Consider the following 14,703-nt stretch of genomic DNA (forward strand, 5'->3'; position numbering starts at 1 on the left):
TCGTCGAGAAGCCACCCTAGATGATGGCCTCTCGACGAGACGATGGCTTCTCAGCGCGTAGGGGTAGGTCCCGGGGCAGGGACTTCAAAATCTCGAAGCCATTTAGCGAAGGTTGCAGGCGTCGCCAACTCCCTGGCGCCTAGCCGCAGAAGCCGCTTCTGAGTTCTGCCTTCGATCCAATTCGAGCGCCGCTTTTCTTCGTAAACAACCTCGTCAGCTGTCTGACCTTGCCGAATCTCAGCATTGGTGTACTTCACTTTTCCGTCAACTTCACACAAGACGCCCAATCCGAGAATTTCAAGATCAACGAAATAGAATCCCCCAAAAGGAGACTCCACCTTGACCTGCGTCGCAATGTCGTATCCGGCCTCGTGAAACCGCAGCCTGGCAACACTCTCAAGCGGCGAGTCGGCACTGCCATCCGCAAGACGAAGCACCTTAGTGGCACGGCCAACACCACGTGCGCCCGGCATGTTTGCGAGCCTTTCCAACCAGGATTCTCTCCAAGCCATAGCCTCAGGAGCCATGGCTCGACCGCGCTCAACGGGAAACCTCAGTCGGATAGCCGCGTCCGCACACCCCAACGCGCGTTCAGCCGAATGAAATCTGGCAATATCAAGAACCGTTCTTTCAAGATCCGTGCATCGCACTCCACAGATTTCGACAAGCTCAGAATCCAGACACTCGGCAACTCTGCGATCAACATACTTCGTACTAGTTGCACTAGCTCGGTGAGAAATAAGTATCTGCGGTCGTGCACTCCTGAAGTTGTACAGAGGCAGTCCCAGGAGAACAGCCGCAGAGTGGGAAGAAAAGGGACTGTCGGTGTGTTTCGTCGCTGCACAGGCGAAAACGTAGAGCAAATGGCGCTCTTCAGGTGTGAGCTGCTTCAGGTGCGACGCTATTGCGTAGTGGCCTCGGCTGAGGCGCAGGAGTTCTCCGGATCTCACGGCGCGCGAGATTTTGCTCTCAGAGTGCCCGAGACTGAGCAGCTCAGACCGCGAGTGGATAAGTTCGCGAGTGGCATCAATACGTCGAAGGTTCACGTGGCCAGATTGCCACCGAAGCAGGGCCGACAACTTCACAATCCAGAAATCTGTGAATAACTTCTCCGGAAACTCACCCTGTGAGCGAACCCCTCAGTCACCACCAATTACCGAGAAGCCATCATCTCGTCGACAAGCCACCCTAGATGATGGCCTCTCGACGAGATGATGGCCTCTCAGCGGGGCTCAGGAGCCGGGCGGTGCGGCAGCTAGACCGCCGCAGTCAAAATCTGACGAGCCTGGTGGATCAGTTCGGGCTCCGTGATCAGGTCGTATCGTGTCGCGACCATCTGCATGACCGACGAGAAGTCGCGGCGGTATGGTGAATCACTTCTGACGGTTACGGACGTGTTCGGACTACCTCTGGTTATCCCGCTACTTCGTTGAGATTATGCCGATCTTTCGATTTTCACTTACGGACGAGCTCGGACGAGATTCGAGAATCACTGTTTGTCATGTTGCCTGAATGTTGCCTAGCCGACGATTTCAAGACGGGGTTTGACCGACCGTTCACGGTGTTCAGCCATCAGCTTTCGAACCTCTTCAAGACGATCCGGGAACAACTTCCCGTACCGGTTCATCGTTTCCTCAATCGACCTGTGACCGGCCATCAGCTGCACGATCTTCGGGTCAGCACCGGCCGCGATTGCGAACGTGATCCCCGTGTGCCTGAGCACATGGGGTGAGAACTTCGTGTATCGCTTCGCAAGCTTCGACTTCTTGGCCGCGGGCACCCATACCCGATTGAACCAGTTTCGGTCCCACAGAGGCGCTCCCGTGTCCTTTACGCGGAACACGTACGTGGTTGGGGGAACTCCATCGACCAGTGGCTTTAGGAGCGGGATCAGGTGGTCAACGAGCGGGATAACACGGGTGTCACCATTCTTAGGTGTGCCGAGTGTTCGCCCGCCGTCCTTGGCGCGGGTCCAAGTCTGCTCGACTCGCGCGCGGTGAGCGTCGAGGTCGATATGCATCGCTTGAAACGCCAGAAGCTCGTTAATTCGAGGGGCACCATAAGTCAGTACATGTACCGCCACATAGTCACGATATTCCCCACTGATTTCCTGCGCCGCCTTCGCCATCAGCTCCACTTCTTCGTGGGTGAGGGTTTCCTGCACGGGCGTGCGCGGCACCTTGGGTAGCTCGACCTCGCGAACAACGTTCTCAGCGATCCACTTTTGACTGATCGCAAAGTTGAGGACCGCCCCGAGCACCGTCCTGACGATGTTCTTGAGCGCCGATGGCCCCAACGGTCGCTGATCCTTGTTGTAGCCGTCATCGAACTGCACGGTAGCAGTACCGTCTTGCAGGGCAGACACCCACTCTTCAACTGCAGCGCGACTAATCCGACCAATCTTCACGTCGCCCCAACGCGGGAGCACATAGGCGTCCAAGATTTTCCGATAGTTGAAGTACGTCGAAGGCTTGATGATCCGCTTGGACTTCAGCCACAGTTCGGCAACCTCACGAAACACCCGGTCTTGGTCTTCGGGCTGCAAATAGCGACCAACCCGAATATCTTCCTCGAGACTCGCGGCGAGCTCTTCGGCGTCCCTCTTCGACTCGAACAGCTTCCTCCGCTGCTTCTTCACTCCCCCGGCCAGTTCATACCAGCCGACAGCCCAACGCTTCCCTTTGCCGAATCGGGCAGTGCGGAACCGCTCGGGGAGCTTCGTAATGGCCTTCAGCTCGGCTGCAGTCGGGCTCACCTTTGCCGTGGTTCCATCGGGTAGCTGAACGTCGGCATCCTTCACCCAGAGGTCACTCACCCATGCTTTGGCCATCAGGCGACCTCAAGTTTCGCGGCCCACTGACCGACGCCCATTTTGGGGGCAATGTAGAGTTCATCACCGATGCGGTTCAAGGTGCGCATGTAGGCCCGAACGCTTTTCTCAAGGACGTAGAGATCGACGGCCATCGAGGGAATGTGCCCGTTGTGCTGTTCTTCTACCTCGCGGAAATCGTTTGGATCGATCAAGAAATGCGCGGCCCACTCGTCGGCTTTGTCTTCTTGTCGTTGCTGGATCCAAGGGAACATGGAAGGTTCGTCGCCCACGGTCGCATGGCCGAGCTCGTGCCCAAAAACCCAGCGTGTCTTACGGGGCTGCATGCCGTCCTGAATGCGGACCAGCTTGCGCTTATGGCAGTAGTCCCCGTTGTGCTTGAGGTGGCTCAAGTCGGTGAACTCCACGCGAACGCCTAGCTCCATTGCGTAGTCAAACAAACGTTGCAAGATACCTCCTAAATCGTATCCACGTCTTCGCCGGTTTCATCGTCTTCGGTGATCCGGTTAGCAACGAGGCCATAGTCTTGCTGCTTGCGGGAGTCATCATTCTTACCCACATATTCCCCGCCACCTCCGACAAAGACGGAAGATGGGGCTTCACCCTCATACTCGATCAACGCGTCAAAGGCGGGAGGGTCAGCATCATCGACGCGAAGAACTTGTATCCCGTTCTTGTCCCCACGGATGCCGTAAGTCGGCACAAGCCGCCCCTCGTAGTTCCCCGCAAACGAATACTCAACACGCGCGAAGACTTCTACTGGACTCAACCCGAGCATATTCGAGAGCCGCTCAACGTCACGAAGATTAAAGAGCCCCTCGCCCCTTAATCTCTTCGCCGCGTAGTTCTTCGACATGCCGATACCTTCAGCGATGTCATCGACACGCCACCCACGCACTACAGCCTGAGTGCGAATGAATTTCACGAATTCTAGAGCTAGCCCGTCTGCAGCCCCTTCTGTACCTGATGCCATGTGGTCAATAGTACCCATATGGGTCCATTGTGCGCAATCAAGCTTGCGGAATCTACTTGGATGGGTTTACTGTACCCATATGAGTTCGAATATGAGTTACTGGCAACGGATAGCAGGTGGCGTACGTGCCGAGATGGCCCGCCAGCGGAAGGATGCGAATCAGTTGATGGAAGTCCTTCATCTGAGTCGAAACAGTGTCTATCGGCGAATGAATGGCGATGTGCCCTTCAACCTCAATGAGATTGCAACCGTTTCTGAATGGCTGAACGTCCCCATCAGCGCGTTTGAGTTCGATCCGCGCGAGTCAAGGATTGCGGCGTGAACGGCCTCATCGACTGGCTTCTGATCGCGGTCGGGATCTTCTACACGTTGAAGATCGTCCGGCATTGGAGGCCCAGACCATGACCACCCAGACAAAGAAAAAGCCCGTGGCTGCAACCACGGGCGAAGACAGAAAACTAGAAAGGCATTCAATGTCCAATCAGATTGTACCCTTCAACTTCGAAGAAACACCAGTGCGAGCAATCACCATCGAGGGGGTGCCTTGGTTCGTCGCTGCCGACCTTTGCAACGTGTTGGGGCATAGTAACCCCACGGTTGCGGTCGGTCGACTCGATGAAGACGAACGGGCTAAGTTCAACTTAGGGCGTCAGGGTGACGCCACAGTTGTGAACGAGTCAGGTCTGTACTCATTAATTCTCGGATCACGCAAGCCAGAAGCGAAGGCGTTCAAAAAGTGGATCACATCTGAGGTGCTTCCTCAGATTCGAAAGACCGGAAGTTACGACGCCGGCAAGGCTCTCGCACCAGCTCCACACAAAGCGCCGGAAGTTCTCAGCGTCAAGGAGCAGGCCGCTCTTCTTCGCACCCTTCGCACGAGCCTGCAACCCGACTATGCCGATGCTAAGGCCCGCTTGATTCTTGCTCGCGGCATGGGCGAAGAGCCCGAGGTCGATGAGGGAAACCGCCCTCTCGATGTTCAGAGCTACTTGGAGGGCCGCGGGGTGCCCATGTCCCTCATCAAGAGCTTCCGTTCAGGGTTCGGAACTATCGCATCCCGCCTCTATCTCGCCGAATTTGGTGAGCGACCGAAGAAGGTCGACCGCATCGTCAATGGAGCGCTAATCAAGGTTGTCGGCTATACCGAAGCGCATCGCCCCATTCTCGATAAAGCTTTTTCGGAACACCGGGTATTCTCCACCCTTCGCAGCAACGAGCTTGATCTTGGGGGTATCTAATGGCTATCGCAGCTATTGACGGCGTTACTCCGAACTCACGCGCGACGGATCCGGTTACGAGTGTTGATGCTGGCCGGTCGGTGAACCTCGTGCATTCGAAAGAGTATGTCTTTCAGGCACTCAAGGTGTTCGGTCCAATGGCAGACCACGAGCTCGTGGAGCTTCACGAGGGTGACACCTTTGGGCACAAGGCTTTCGGCAGGTTCTCTCCGCAGCGCCTCCGCACGGCTCGCGCAAACCTTGTTGAAGATGAGCGCGTTGAGTTCACTGGCAAGTATCGCAAAACCGATTCGGGGCGACGGGCGCAAGTGTGGTGCGTCAAGCCATCGGAGTTCACGCGCGACGAGAAGCTAGCTCGACTTGGCGCTTGGGGTGACCTTACGATCAGACCCAGCGGCCCGCATGTGAATATTTCCCGGCTGGATGCGTACCTTGGCATCGGAGACAGCAGGCTCACCGATCTAGACGCGGACAGGCGGGCCGCGGCCCGCCTCAAGACTGACGAGCTTGCCGCCAAGTGTGGATCCCGTGACCTCATTGACTTGCTCTTCTTTCTCGCGCTACGTGAACAATGATGGCCCTCGAACCGGTATCGCTTGAGGCGGCGAGCGCGGATGATTTCGCTTCGATGCCGCCGATCATGTCCACGACCATGTTGGCTGACCATTTACCGGACGTGTCGCCCCGAACGCTCGAAGACTGGCGATTCAAGGGTATTGGCCCCATCTTCGTGCGTGATGAAGACACACGACGCGTCTACTACCTCAAGTCTGACGTAGTGGCCTGGATCATCTCGAACCGACAAATCCAAGAAAACAACGAATATCAGAAGGAGTCACAACAATGACAAGCACAAACACAACCAAGCCAACGATGCTCGATGACCTCAAGGATCAGATGTGGGTCACGCAGGAACGCATCAGTACCGCACTCGATTTCATGAGCGGTCGCGACGTTGACGTAGATCCTGAAATGTGGGCGTTTGACGAGATCCGCAAGTCAGCGATTGATGCCCTCGCAAAACACCTCCCGGGCCTCAGCTACGGAGACAGCGGGCTCCCCCTCTACGCAAATGAGGAAGTGTTTAAGGCGACGCGAACCTACGACGATGGCACTCCTCTAGTGGAACACTTCACCTTTCCTGACGTTCCGGGGTACACGTTCACTTATCGACCACGACATGACAAGCCCCGGGCTGAGTTCATGGCCTGGGCGCGCAATGCGGCTGACCTCTACAAAGCGGACACGCATGCCAACTACGTGAGCGCGGGGGGTCTAGGTATCGAGCATCGTGGCATCCTTGGGCAAGAATTCCACGCCACCATCCACAACGATGACGATTCTGCATGGACCATCCTGGATCTCGCGCAACTTAAGGAGTTACGCGATGGAATTGAGCGCATTCTGTTCACTGAAGCGCGATACCGATTCGAGGAGCAGTCCGAGACTAAGTGGACTCCCACCGAGCGAAGTGTTGAGGCCGAGTCTTTCACAACGGATGGGCTTGTGATACTCCGACCGGATTCCGTTGGCGGCGCGACGGTTCTCCAAATTTCAGTGCATTCCGGTGAAGACACTAGGTGCTTGCTTTCGCCCAAAGAGGCTCGTGAGCTTGCGAGGTGTCTAGCTGTCTTTGCTGAAGAGGCCGATTATGAGGGATCGTGCATCAGCAAGGAATAGCGCCTGAAGGGACGGTGTGGGCGGTTGCGCGGGCCCTTGGCTCGCAAGATACCGTGACCGCCCGCACCGTCGAGCAGGCCGAAGATCAACACGACGATGACCAGATCCGCAGAAGAGTCAGCGCCAAGGAGTTACGGGATGCGATGCGTGCCCCGTTCCGATGAGACACCCGCCTGCTATGGGAGCCCAGATTGGGAGGTTCTGGCGGCGATCACGGCAGGCACAGCGACCGACGAACAACTGAACACAGAAGTATCTCATCCCGATTTTGGGGTGAAGCGGTGGAAGGATCTCACCCCTACTGAGCTTGAACGGGTGCGGCGAGCGCTCGCGTTCTAGAGGCGGTGAGACACCCTCTCGCTAACGTTTGATGCACCCGGCAGGAGCAAGCAGCCACCGGGCGAAGAACACCCCTGACAAAGCAATACTCCCGGCGTGATCGTTACTCACGCCGGGAGCCTGATAACTACCCCCTGACAAGGAGTTGAAACCAATGTCTATTCTGACAGAAACCCGAACGGAAGCAACGCCGTCGACACCGACAGATTCCAAGCCGACCCCCTGCCCCTGCTTCACCTGGTGTGATGTTGACCATGTTGAAGAGGGCTTTGGTGACTGGCACCGCGAGGCGGGCATGACGGCTATCGAGCCAGGCGTACTCCGAACGGATCATGTGCTTGACGAGAACGGGGCTGCCCATCTCTCAATCGCAGAAACCTTCGACTGGACGATTGAGCCCCAGGAATCATCTGAGTTCTTCGCGAAGCTGCGTGCGTCGATCGATGAAGCTGAACGACGGTTTGACCGTTTCGTTAGTCAGGTAAAGCCACTGGCTCGACGCACTGAGCCTGGCGCACCGAGTTTCGAGGAGTCAATCTAATGTCTGTCGGAACAGTGCTTGAACCTGATCAGATCCCAGTCGACCCCGCCCTTAAGCCGTCTTTCAAGCCGACTAAAGAGGTTACTGAAGATCAAAAGTTGTGGGCCGCGTCAGTCCTGGCTGAACTTCCTGTGGCGATTCGTTTCAACGAGCACCCGGTCAAGGAAGCCAAGAGCGCCGATGGAACGTTTTGGCGAAAGGCGTTCGTCATCGTTGTCATCCCCAACAAGCATTTCAGCATCCAGCTGTATGTAGGCGCTTCACCATCCGACCTTGAGTACGCTCAACGGCTCGTTGCGCGGGCTAAGAGTGGCTGGTTTAACTCTGACATTTGGGAGCCACACGTTTATCCGAAATCGGGTCCAGGATTCATCCTTGACCCTTACTGGGAGTGGGATGGCGAGCGGGATTGTGATGTTCTCAAGCCCTGCGTTACCCCCGGATGTATCAAGGATTTCCATCCCTACCGAAATGGGGACTTCAACGCTTCCCACGAGCTCGACATGATTGACGATACCGAAGGACGTTACATGGTTCACGGTTCGAACTATGAGGATGGCGACGGATGGAACGCCTGGCTAGATGTTGACCTCGACGGCGACTACTTATCAGGCGCTGAGGGAGTCAAAACGCTTCGAGATTCCGCGAACGACATGGCTTGGATGCAGATTGAGTGCGACAAGCTCAATGCCGCTGCAGGCGTCGGGAAGGTGGCTGCATAATGGCCGCGGAAATTGCAGAGGGCATCGTTCCCGCTCGTACGCGTGAAGCCCGCCCTTGTGAAGTGTTCGGGTGCCTCGAAACCCAGCATGCCTACGTAGATGGGGTGATGGATGACGAACATCGCTCAATCAACATCGGCAGCGATGCACCACTGAATGAGAGGTTTCTCGTAACCGGTTTCCGCAACGACGATTCCGGGCTCTGGGAACCTTTCGCAAACGCCGATCTAGACGAGATTTCCGGTATCGAGGGGCTAGCTCTCATCGAACAATTCCGGCTCGCTTACCGGGCCGTGCAGCAGCACTGCGACGCGCTCAACAGATTCCCGAAAGGTCGGGAGTCATGACGAACACGAAGGAACTTGAAAAACTGGTTGCGCGCGCGAACGAGGGCGACCAAGAAGCGCTGCAGCAGATCCTCAACCCAGTGGGTCGACCCGGGCTCGTAATGCCGACATGGGCCGACTGCGTTCGCTACCCGGACGGCTACCACCTCGGACGCAACGACCTTCCCCAGGCACTCTGGGCGGCGTTCACGTCGGGAGTGCTGCACGACCCCGAGGAAGTCACTAAGGGGGTCTCTCAAGCGTGGACAATGTGCGAGTGGCCGCTTCATGCCCTTGACGAATCAGCATGGGAAACGCTCTTCACGCACACCGGATTCCTGTCGGACGCGACACCAAACCAAAAGGCCGCGCAGGTAGATCAACTCGATAGGCCGGCTACCTTGTACCGGTCGGCACACCCCGACTACATGCCGGGAATGTCTTGGACCAGTGACCTTGAAACCGCGTACTGGTTTGCGTGCCGAAATCGCAGATTCGGATACCTCGACTCGAGCACGACTGCAGTCGTGAAGGTCGACACGGATAAGTGCCCGTGGTGGTTGCCGCTCGCGCACTTCAACGTGCGCGACGAGCACGAATGGGTGATGCCGTGGCCGCGGCGAGCGCTACCACGCGAACACCTCTCATTCCATGAATTAGACCTGCTTTCCGCCAAGTGGCAGAGGGAGAAGGCAGCATGACGAGCATCGAGCGCAAGCGGGCGTTCGCGGTCGAGTTCTGCGAAATGACACGCGAGAAACGAGCGCGCCTTGAACGCAGTACCCGGCACATCGTCCAAGCCTCACTCAAAGCGGGCCTGAGCGTCGAAGAAGTTGCCGACCATACCGGGCTTACACCGGAAGAAGTTGAAGCCCATCGTGAAGAGAAGGAGGAATAGTTGTGGCCCGCATACGGACTTTGAAACCTGAGTTTTGGAGCTCGCCGTCAACTGCCCAAGCCGACCTTGCAGTACGTCTAACGTTCATGGCCATGTGGAATTGGGCGGATGACTCTGGACATGGCACCGCAAACTTGAAAGAGCTTGAGGCGTTTGTGTTCCCGAATGACACTGTTCAGGATCTCCCAAGAAGTAGGCGCGGAACTTCCGCAGGTGCCCCCGGAGCTTGGCGGAACTTCGCGGAGATTTGCGGAGAGGTTTCTGAGGCGTATCAAGTGACGTTCTATCGCGTTGCCGGTCGCCCCTACTACGAAATCTCGAATTTCAAGACACACCAGTCCAAGGACTACCGCGCCGAGTCTCGGTACCCACTACTGGAAGAGGGTGAAATCTTCGATGTGACCAGCGGAAACGCTTTTCCATCCAGTTCAACGCCCCTGCCCAACGACACAGTTTCTGAATCGAACGGCGGAAACTCCGCCACTGTCACCGGAAAAGCCGGTATTGGAACAGGGGAACAGGGTAATAGGGGAACAGAGGAACAGAGGAACAGTTCTTCGTCGGAAGTCGCTATCGCGACCATCCGACCCGACTACGAAAAACTCCTTGATCTGCTCGATGACCTGATCGTTGAGAACGGCTCCAAGAAACCCACTCGCACGAAACGAAATAGCGATGCAATCCGACTACTTGTTGAAAAAGATGGGCGCACGGTCCAGCAAGTAGAGAACGCGATTCGATGGTCCCAGCAAGACGAATTCTGGCGAGGAAACATTTTGTCAGCCTCGAAACTGCGCGCCCAGTACGACAAACTGCGCTTGGCCGCTGAACGTGAGAAACGTGGATCCCAGCACGCACTGCCCCCAAATCAGAACCGCGCTCTTGCTCTGATTAGTCATTACGAAGAACAGGAGGCCAGAAATGAACAAACCGCAAACCGCGAGATTACTGACGGTAGCGGCGTCTATTGACCCGATCGCGGTAACGGAGCTCACCGTGGAGGCGTGGTACGAAGCATTGAGCGATCTTGACTACCAGGAGGCCCGCCAAGCCCTCGCAGAGCACCGACGAACCTCCACGGAACACATTCGCCCGGCGCACATCATTGAGCTCGTTAGAAGGCAGCACAGCAACGCCCCGCGCGAGCGGGCAAAGTGGGAGGCAGACGACTAATGGCAGGCACTAAAGCAGAGCAAATGCTCCTTGGGGCGCTACTGCTTTCACCGAAGATGTACCCGTTCACCACCGAAGAAGTTAGCCGCGCTGACTTCACTGATGATCGCTTGGGGATCATTTACGAAGGCATCGGGCAGATGCGTAGCGCCGGGAACCATGTCGACTCCATCACGGTTGCGGACGCGTTCCCCGAATGGGACGTGCGCGGCTTGAGCATGGTCGAGTTGATGACCTGGGCGGAACCACAAGAGGTATACCCGGGCGCTGCAGAGACATACGCGCGAACCGTGCGTACCGATGCGCTGAATCGGTCAGCACAGTTCGTGGCGCAATATCTGATGGATGAGACTCGTGATGGTGGTTCGTCGCCCGCTGACCTCATCACGAAAGCGCGCGGACTGTTAGACGCCGCAATCGATGGTGCGTCATCGAACCGCATCAAGACGAAACTTTTAGGTGAGCTATTGGAAATGGAGGATCGCCGAGACTGGGTGATTCCAGGGATGCTCGAGCGGCAGGACCGTCTGATCCTCACCGCGGGCGAGGGGGTTGGCAAGAGCACCTTTGCGCGACAGATAGTGGTTATGTCATCCGCAGGACTGCACCCTCTCTTACGAGACGTTGAGATCAAGAACAGTCGTGAGTGGTTCTCACCTCAACTCATTTCACCTGTTCGAGTCTTGGTGATCGATGCCGAGAACTCGGAGCTGCAATGGCGGCGGGCGGTCCGCAAAATGGTGGAAGAAGCGAAGCGGATCGGCAATGCGGATCCTGGTGAAGAAATTCGGATTGCAGCCGGTCGACGGATCAACCTCACTAAAGGGTCAGACCTCGCGGACATTCACCGGCTTGTTGACGAGCATAAGCCTGACCTGCTTTACATCGGCCCGCTCTACAAGGCAACGGACGGGGCTATCACTAACGACGACCATGCATCACCGCTAATCAAGGCTCTGGACTCGCTGCGAGAACGCGGCCTGGCGCTCATTATGGAAGGTCACGCGAAAAAGGGTGAAGGGAACCCCGACACCCGGGATCTTCGCCCGCGAGGCTCAGCAGCGCTCACGGGATGGCCGGAGTTCGGCATCGGCATTGGCGGCGAACAAAATGACGAGATCGCCCCGCTGATCCATTGGCGCGGTGCCCGAGACACTAACCACATGTGGCCAAAGAATCTCAGGCGTGGGCGGGATTGGTGGCCCTTCGAGATCGGCTAACTTGCCTGCGTGAAGCAGCAAGTGGCCCCCTCTCGATTTAGAGGGGGCCACTTGTTTACTTCCAGTTGCCTTTACCGGGCCTTGTTGCGTTCCAGGCGTCGATCGTTTCTGGCAACCATCCACGGGTGCGCCCGATCAGCGCATCCGGCTCTGGCAGTTTGTACTGCTTCACCGAGTTCACCGACACCCCAAGGCGTTCAGCAACCTCAGTGACACTCAGAAACACGAGCATCATTCACTCCGCTTCTTGAAAGGTGGAATGAATGCGAACACGGCAGCAACGAACGAGAACACACCCGCAGTCGGATTGTCCTTCACGACCATGATGCCGACGGCAACCATGATGACGCCTGCAGCAATCTTGATGATCTGATTCATGTTGATGTATGGGAAAATCGGGGTTAGGGCCGGAGATACTTTGTCTATCTCCGGCCCGCCCGCTACTTGAGCAGTGCGATCATTGCGGCTATGGCTGATACCAGTGCTGCAATGGCGCTGATGATAGCTGCCGGGCTATCTCGCTGCTTTTTCTTTCCCATTGTTACCTCCTTTCTATAACCAACTATACACCCGTTCGGGTGTATTAGCAACCAGACCTAAATCACAAAATGACCCCCTCACCCGATCCCGTAAAGGATCAAGCAAGGGGGTGGGATCGCCACGGCGCTCCGCTTCCCGATTCCTCAGTTCAGAAAACCGAAATCGGACTGCATTTGAGTTCAAAGATAAAGCAAGAGAGAATCTTGCCATGAAGCGTACTCTTGGCATTGTTGCCGCACTCACCATGTCAATCTCCCTAATGGCCTGCAGCGGGGGCGCAAACAACGCCGACGAACCCAAGTCGGGCACCGACGCAACCCAAGCCGAAGCGGAAGCACCCACACTCTTCCCCGCGGGTCCGTTCGAGTTCACCACTGAGACAGGGGCAAAGATCACTTTCGATCTCCCCTCAGCGGCAGATGACGAGCGCATCGCAGACATTGAAAAGTACCGGGTCGACACCAACGCGAGCCCCGTCACCTACGTCATCGCCAACGTCGACAACCGCAAGGGAACCGACTACGCGGGCTTGACGAACGTTTCTGCGTTCGACAAAGAGGGCCGCAAGTATGAGTTCACGGAAGTATTCAAAACCATTAGTGATTGGCAGCCCTACTACTCAGAGGATCACGAGTACGTGATGCCAGACGGCAGCAAGGTAGCCGAAGACGTGGGGACCGAACTCTACAACCGCGGCATCGACATCTACAACAAGTTCTTGAAAGGCCCTGCCCCGGCTGAGCAGGGCACTGTTGTTCTTGTCTCCAAGGATGTTGACCTGCCCAGTGAATTCACTCGCGTGGCCGTGACAGCGGGCGAATTCGGAACGCCTGCGGGTGACGCCACACCAGCGAAGAAGAGCAACTCCTAGTAGATCACCGCGGCAAACGCAAAAGACACCCCCTCTTGCATTGAGCAAGAGGGGGTGTCTTGGTTACACGCTGTCTTCAGCGTCGCGAGTGACAAGCGAGGGTGTGCCGCGGTCGCCCACGTAATCGGATCCCACCGAAGTGAGGATCGACACGAGCGCCGCTAGGCCGGCTACCGAGAAAAGCTGTAGCCAGTCAATCCCGAGTAGCCCAGTCGCGCCCGCGGTGAGCAGAGCCACCGCGGCCTGAGCAAACGTCTTCACTGCACGCTCGAACACATCGAGCCAAAACTGTTTCGTACGCATATCTAACCTCCGTTTATGAGTCGTCCGACGAGAGTTGCACCGCCAGCGCCAATAACGCCGACGATGATGGGCGGCAGCCAGGTCAGGCGAGACACCTGATTCCCGAGCGCGCCCTGCTGCGTCTCGAGAGAGGTCACGCGAGCATCGAGTGAACGAATGTCAGCAGCGTCGCCCTCCTGCCGAATCGTTGCCCCTTCGATCATGCGCAACCTGCTGGAATGCGAGTCGAGTCGTTCGTCGACTTTAGCGAGGCGCTCTACGATGACTTCGAGCTTCGCGAGTCGTTCCTGGGTGCTCTGACCCTGTTTCCACAGATCAGCCATCCCGATTCCGTCGGGCGGGGCTGCGGTCATTTCGAGACCTTCAAGAACTTGGCCCACCCGCCGCCGTCAGTAACGAACGGGGTGACCCCGAGCTGCTTAGCGAACGCGTCAGCCGCGACACTCGTCTTAAGAATCATCTGGAACTTGGGACCAAAGATGAGCCACTGGCCCACATTCTTCCCGCCAGCGTGTGCGTAATATGCCATCAACATGTTGTGCTCCTTGCGTTTCGGTGTTGATGCTGCGGGCTTTGCCGGTGCAGCGTGTTTGGGTAGCGCAATCGCGCCGAGGTCGTGTGGGTGAGCCCACGCGCCGCCGGACCATGCACGATCCCACCGCAGTTCCCAGTGGCAGTGCGGCCCGGTCGTGTAGCCCGTGTTCCCGGAAAGGCCGATGATCTGGCCAGCGGTTACCCACTGCCCGTACTGCACATCGATACGTGACAGATGCCCGTACCTGGCGATCAGGCCATCAGAACGGCGAATATCAACGGTGAGGCCTTCACCGTTCGCCCAGACCCCATTGATCTGGCCTCGCGCGCCGTCGCCGCCAGCAAACACGACCTGGCCATCAAAGCTCGCCGCGAGCGGTGTCCCAACCCCAACAGCAAAGTCGGTGCCGTAATGCCACCAACTGCCGCCGTCACGAGGCCCAGGCCACTCGGACACGAGCGCCGGATCGAGCGGGTAATAAAGTTGCGCCATGTGTTTCCCCTCCTTACATGCA

Annotated in this window: 24 protein-coding genes; 15 read left to right on the forward strand and 9 right to left on the reverse strand. The window is 57.0% G+C overall.

Translation table 11 applies throughout. The features are described 5' to 3' along the window. Window positions 1-50 precede the first annotated feature (50 nt). The 4 genes from G7068_RS16380 to G7068_RS03150 all read right to left on the reverse strand — a co-directional run bounded on the left by G7068_RS16380 (window position 51) and on the right by G7068_RS03150 (window position 3,803). Entirely contained in the window at window positions 51-473 is a 423-nt protein-coding gene (locus tag G7068_RS16380) for a hypothetical protein (protein WP_244304646.1), read from the reverse strand. A gap of 1,046 nt (window positions 474-1,519) precedes the next feature. Beyond that, window positions 1,520-2,830: a tyrosine-type recombinase/integrase gene (locus tag G7068_RS03140; protein ID WP_166288736.1), complete on the reverse strand. Its 1,311-nt coding sequence runs from the start codon at window positions 2,828-2,830 to the stop codon at window positions 1,520-1,522. Next, window positions 2,830-3,279, reverse strand: coding sequence for an ImmA/IrrE family metallo-endopeptidase (locus G7068_RS03145; RefSeq protein ID WP_166288739.1), 450 nt, complete (start codon window positions 3,277-3,279; stop codon window positions 2,830-2,832). Before G7068_RS03145 ends, G7068_RS03140 begins: the two co-directional genes overlap by 1 nt. Before the next feature lie 8 nt (window positions 3,280-3,287). Then, window positions 3,288-3,803 carry a helix-turn-helix domain-containing protein gene (locus tag G7068_RS03150; protein ID WP_166288742.1) on the reverse strand — a complete coding sequence of 172 codons (516 nt, stop codon included), beginning with the start codon at window positions 3,801-3,803 and terminating at the stop codon, window positions 3,288-3,290. Window positions 3,804-3,882: 79 nt separating this feature from the next. Here G7068_RS03150 and G7068_RS03155 point away from each other — a divergent pair, with 79 nt between their 5' ends. From G7068_RS03155 to G7068_RS03220, 14 genes are all read left to right on the forward strand, one after another. Next, entirely contained in the window at window positions 3,883-4,125 is a 243-nt protein-coding gene (locus G7068_RS03155) for a helix-turn-helix domain-containing protein (protein WP_166288745.1), read from the forward strand. 151 nt (window positions 4,126-4,276) lie between these two features. Further along, window positions 4,277-5,041, forward strand: a complete 765-nt coding sequence (locus G7068_RS03160; RefSeq protein ID WP_166288748.1) for a BRO-N domain-containing protein — start codon at window positions 4,277-4,279, stop codon at window positions 5,039-5,041. Next, complete coding sequence (locus G7068_RS03165) at window positions 5,041-5,616, forward strand: hypothetical protein (RefSeq protein ID WP_166288751.1); 576 nt, start codon at window positions 5,041-5,043, stop codon at window positions 5,614-5,616. The genes G7068_RS03160 and G7068_RS03165 overlap by 1 nt, the downstream gene beginning before the upstream one ends. After that, window positions 5,613-5,888, forward strand: coding sequence for a helix-turn-helix domain-containing protein (locus G7068_RS03170; protein WP_166288754.1), 276 nt, complete (start codon window positions 5,613-5,615; stop codon window positions 5,886-5,888). The genes G7068_RS03165 and G7068_RS03170 overlap by 4 nt, the downstream gene beginning before the upstream one ends. Further along, window positions 5,885-6,721 carry a hypothetical protein gene (locus G7068_RS03175; RefSeq protein WP_166288757.1) on the forward strand — a complete coding sequence of 279 codons (837 nt, stop codon included), beginning with the start codon at window positions 5,885-5,887 and terminating at the stop codon, window positions 6,719-6,721. Before G7068_RS03170 ends, G7068_RS03175 begins: the two co-directional genes overlap by 4 nt. Further along, window positions 6,703-6,885, forward strand: a complete 183-nt coding sequence (locus G7068_RS03180; protein WP_166288760.1) for a hypothetical protein — start codon at window positions 6,703-6,705, stop codon at window positions 6,883-6,885. Before G7068_RS03175 ends, G7068_RS03180 begins: the two co-directional genes overlap by 19 nt. 329 nt (window positions 6,886-7,214) lie before the next feature. Continuing rightward, window positions 7,215-7,601, forward strand: coding sequence for a hypothetical protein (locus G7068_RS03185; RefSeq protein WP_166288763.1), 387 nt, complete (start codon window positions 7,215-7,217; stop codon window positions 7,599-7,601). Continuing rightward, on the forward strand, window positions 7,601-8,323 hold the full coding sequence (locus tag G7068_RS03190) for a hypothetical protein (RefSeq protein ID WP_166288766.1): 723 nt from the start codon (window positions 7,601-7,603) through the stop codon (window positions 8,321-8,323). Before G7068_RS03185 ends, G7068_RS03190 begins: the two co-directional genes overlap by 1 nt. Next, window positions 8,323-8,670 carry a hypothetical protein gene (locus tag G7068_RS03195; RefSeq protein ID WP_166288769.1) on the forward strand — a complete coding sequence of 116 codons (348 nt, stop codon included), beginning with the start codon at window positions 8,323-8,325 and terminating at the stop codon, window positions 8,668-8,670. Before G7068_RS03190 ends, G7068_RS03195 begins: the two co-directional genes overlap by 1 nt. After that, window positions 8,667-9,350 (forward strand): hypothetical protein, encoded by a 684-nt coding sequence (locus G7068_RS03200; protein WP_166288772.1) that lies wholly within the window; start codon window positions 8,667-8,669, stop codon window positions 9,348-9,350. The genes G7068_RS03195 and G7068_RS03200 overlap by 4 nt, the downstream gene beginning before the upstream one ends. After that, window positions 9,347-9,547: a hypothetical protein gene (locus G7068_RS03205; RefSeq protein WP_166288775.1), complete on the forward strand. Its 201-nt coding sequence runs from the start codon at window positions 9,347-9,349 to the stop codon at window positions 9,545-9,547. Before G7068_RS03200 ends, G7068_RS03205 begins: the two co-directional genes overlap by 4 nt. Before the next feature lie 398 nt (window positions 9,548-9,945). Further along, window positions 9,946-10,518 (forward strand): hypothetical protein, encoded by a 573-nt coding sequence (locus tag G7068_RS03210; RefSeq protein WP_166288778.1) that lies wholly within the window; start codon window positions 9,946-9,948, stop codon window positions 10,516-10,518. Beyond that, window positions 10,469-10,720 carry a hypothetical protein gene (locus G7068_RS03215; protein ID WP_166288781.1) on the forward strand — a complete coding sequence of 84 codons (252 nt, stop codon included), beginning with the start codon at window positions 10,469-10,471 and terminating at the stop codon, window positions 10,718-10,720. Before G7068_RS03210 ends, G7068_RS03215 begins: the two co-directional genes overlap by 50 nt. After that, window positions 10,720-11,940, forward strand: coding sequence for an AAA family ATPase (locus G7068_RS03220; protein ID WP_166288784.1), 1,221 nt, complete (start codon window positions 10,720-10,722; stop codon window positions 11,938-11,940). Before G7068_RS03215 ends, G7068_RS03220 begins: the two co-directional genes overlap by 1 nt. A 55-nt stretch (window positions 11,941-11,995) precedes the next feature. On the opposite strand, the gene G7068_RS03225 is transcribed toward G7068_RS03220, so the two are convergent. After that, window positions 11,996-12,175, reverse strand: a complete 180-nt coding sequence (locus G7068_RS03225; protein ID WP_166288787.1) for a helix-turn-helix transcriptional regulator — start codon at window positions 12,173-12,175, stop codon at window positions 11,996-11,998. Then, complete coding sequence (locus G7068_RS03230; RefSeq protein ID WP_166288790.1) at window positions 12,172-12,318, reverse strand: hypothetical protein; 147 nt, start codon at window positions 12,316-12,318, stop codon at window positions 12,172-12,174. The genes G7068_RS03225 and G7068_RS03230 overlap by 4 nt, the downstream gene beginning before the upstream one ends. A gap of 370 nt (window positions 12,319-12,688) precedes the next feature. On the opposite strand from G7068_RS03230, the gene G7068_RS03235 reads away from it, so the two are divergent. After that, on the forward strand, window positions 12,689-13,351 hold the full coding sequence (locus G7068_RS03235; protein ID WP_166288793.1) for a hypothetical protein: 663 nt from the start codon (window positions 12,689-12,691) through the stop codon (window positions 13,349-13,351). Between the two features lie 63 nt (window positions 13,352-13,414). Here G7068_RS03235 and G7068_RS03240 read toward each other — a convergent pair whose 3' ends face one another. From G7068_RS03240 to G7068_RS03250, 3 genes are read right to left on the reverse strand one after another with little or no spacing between them, the layout of a single operon-like run. Continuing rightward, on the reverse strand, window positions 13,415-13,654 hold the full coding sequence (locus G7068_RS03240; protein WP_166288796.1) for a holin: 240 nt from the start codon (window positions 13,652-13,654) through the stop codon (window positions 13,415-13,417). Window positions 13,655-13,656: 2 nt separating this feature from the next. Next, complete coding sequence (locus G7068_RS03245; protein ID WP_166288799.1) at window positions 13,657-14,007, reverse strand: hypothetical protein; 351 nt, start codon at window positions 14,005-14,007, stop codon at window positions 13,657-13,659. After that, window positions 14,004-14,681 carry a M23 family metallopeptidase gene (locus G7068_RS03250; protein ID WP_166288802.1) on the reverse strand — a complete coding sequence of 226 codons (678 nt, stop codon included), beginning with the start codon at window positions 14,679-14,681 and terminating at the stop codon, window positions 14,004-14,006. The genes G7068_RS03245 and G7068_RS03250 overlap by 4 nt, the downstream gene beginning before the upstream one ends. Between the last annotated feature and the right edge of the window lie 22 nt (window positions 14,682-14,703).

Source organism: Leucobacter viscericola (assembly GCF_011299575.1).
Taxonomy (GTDB): Bacteria; Actinomycetota; Actinomycetes; order Actinomycetales; family Microbacteriaceae; genus Leucobacter; species Leucobacter viscericola.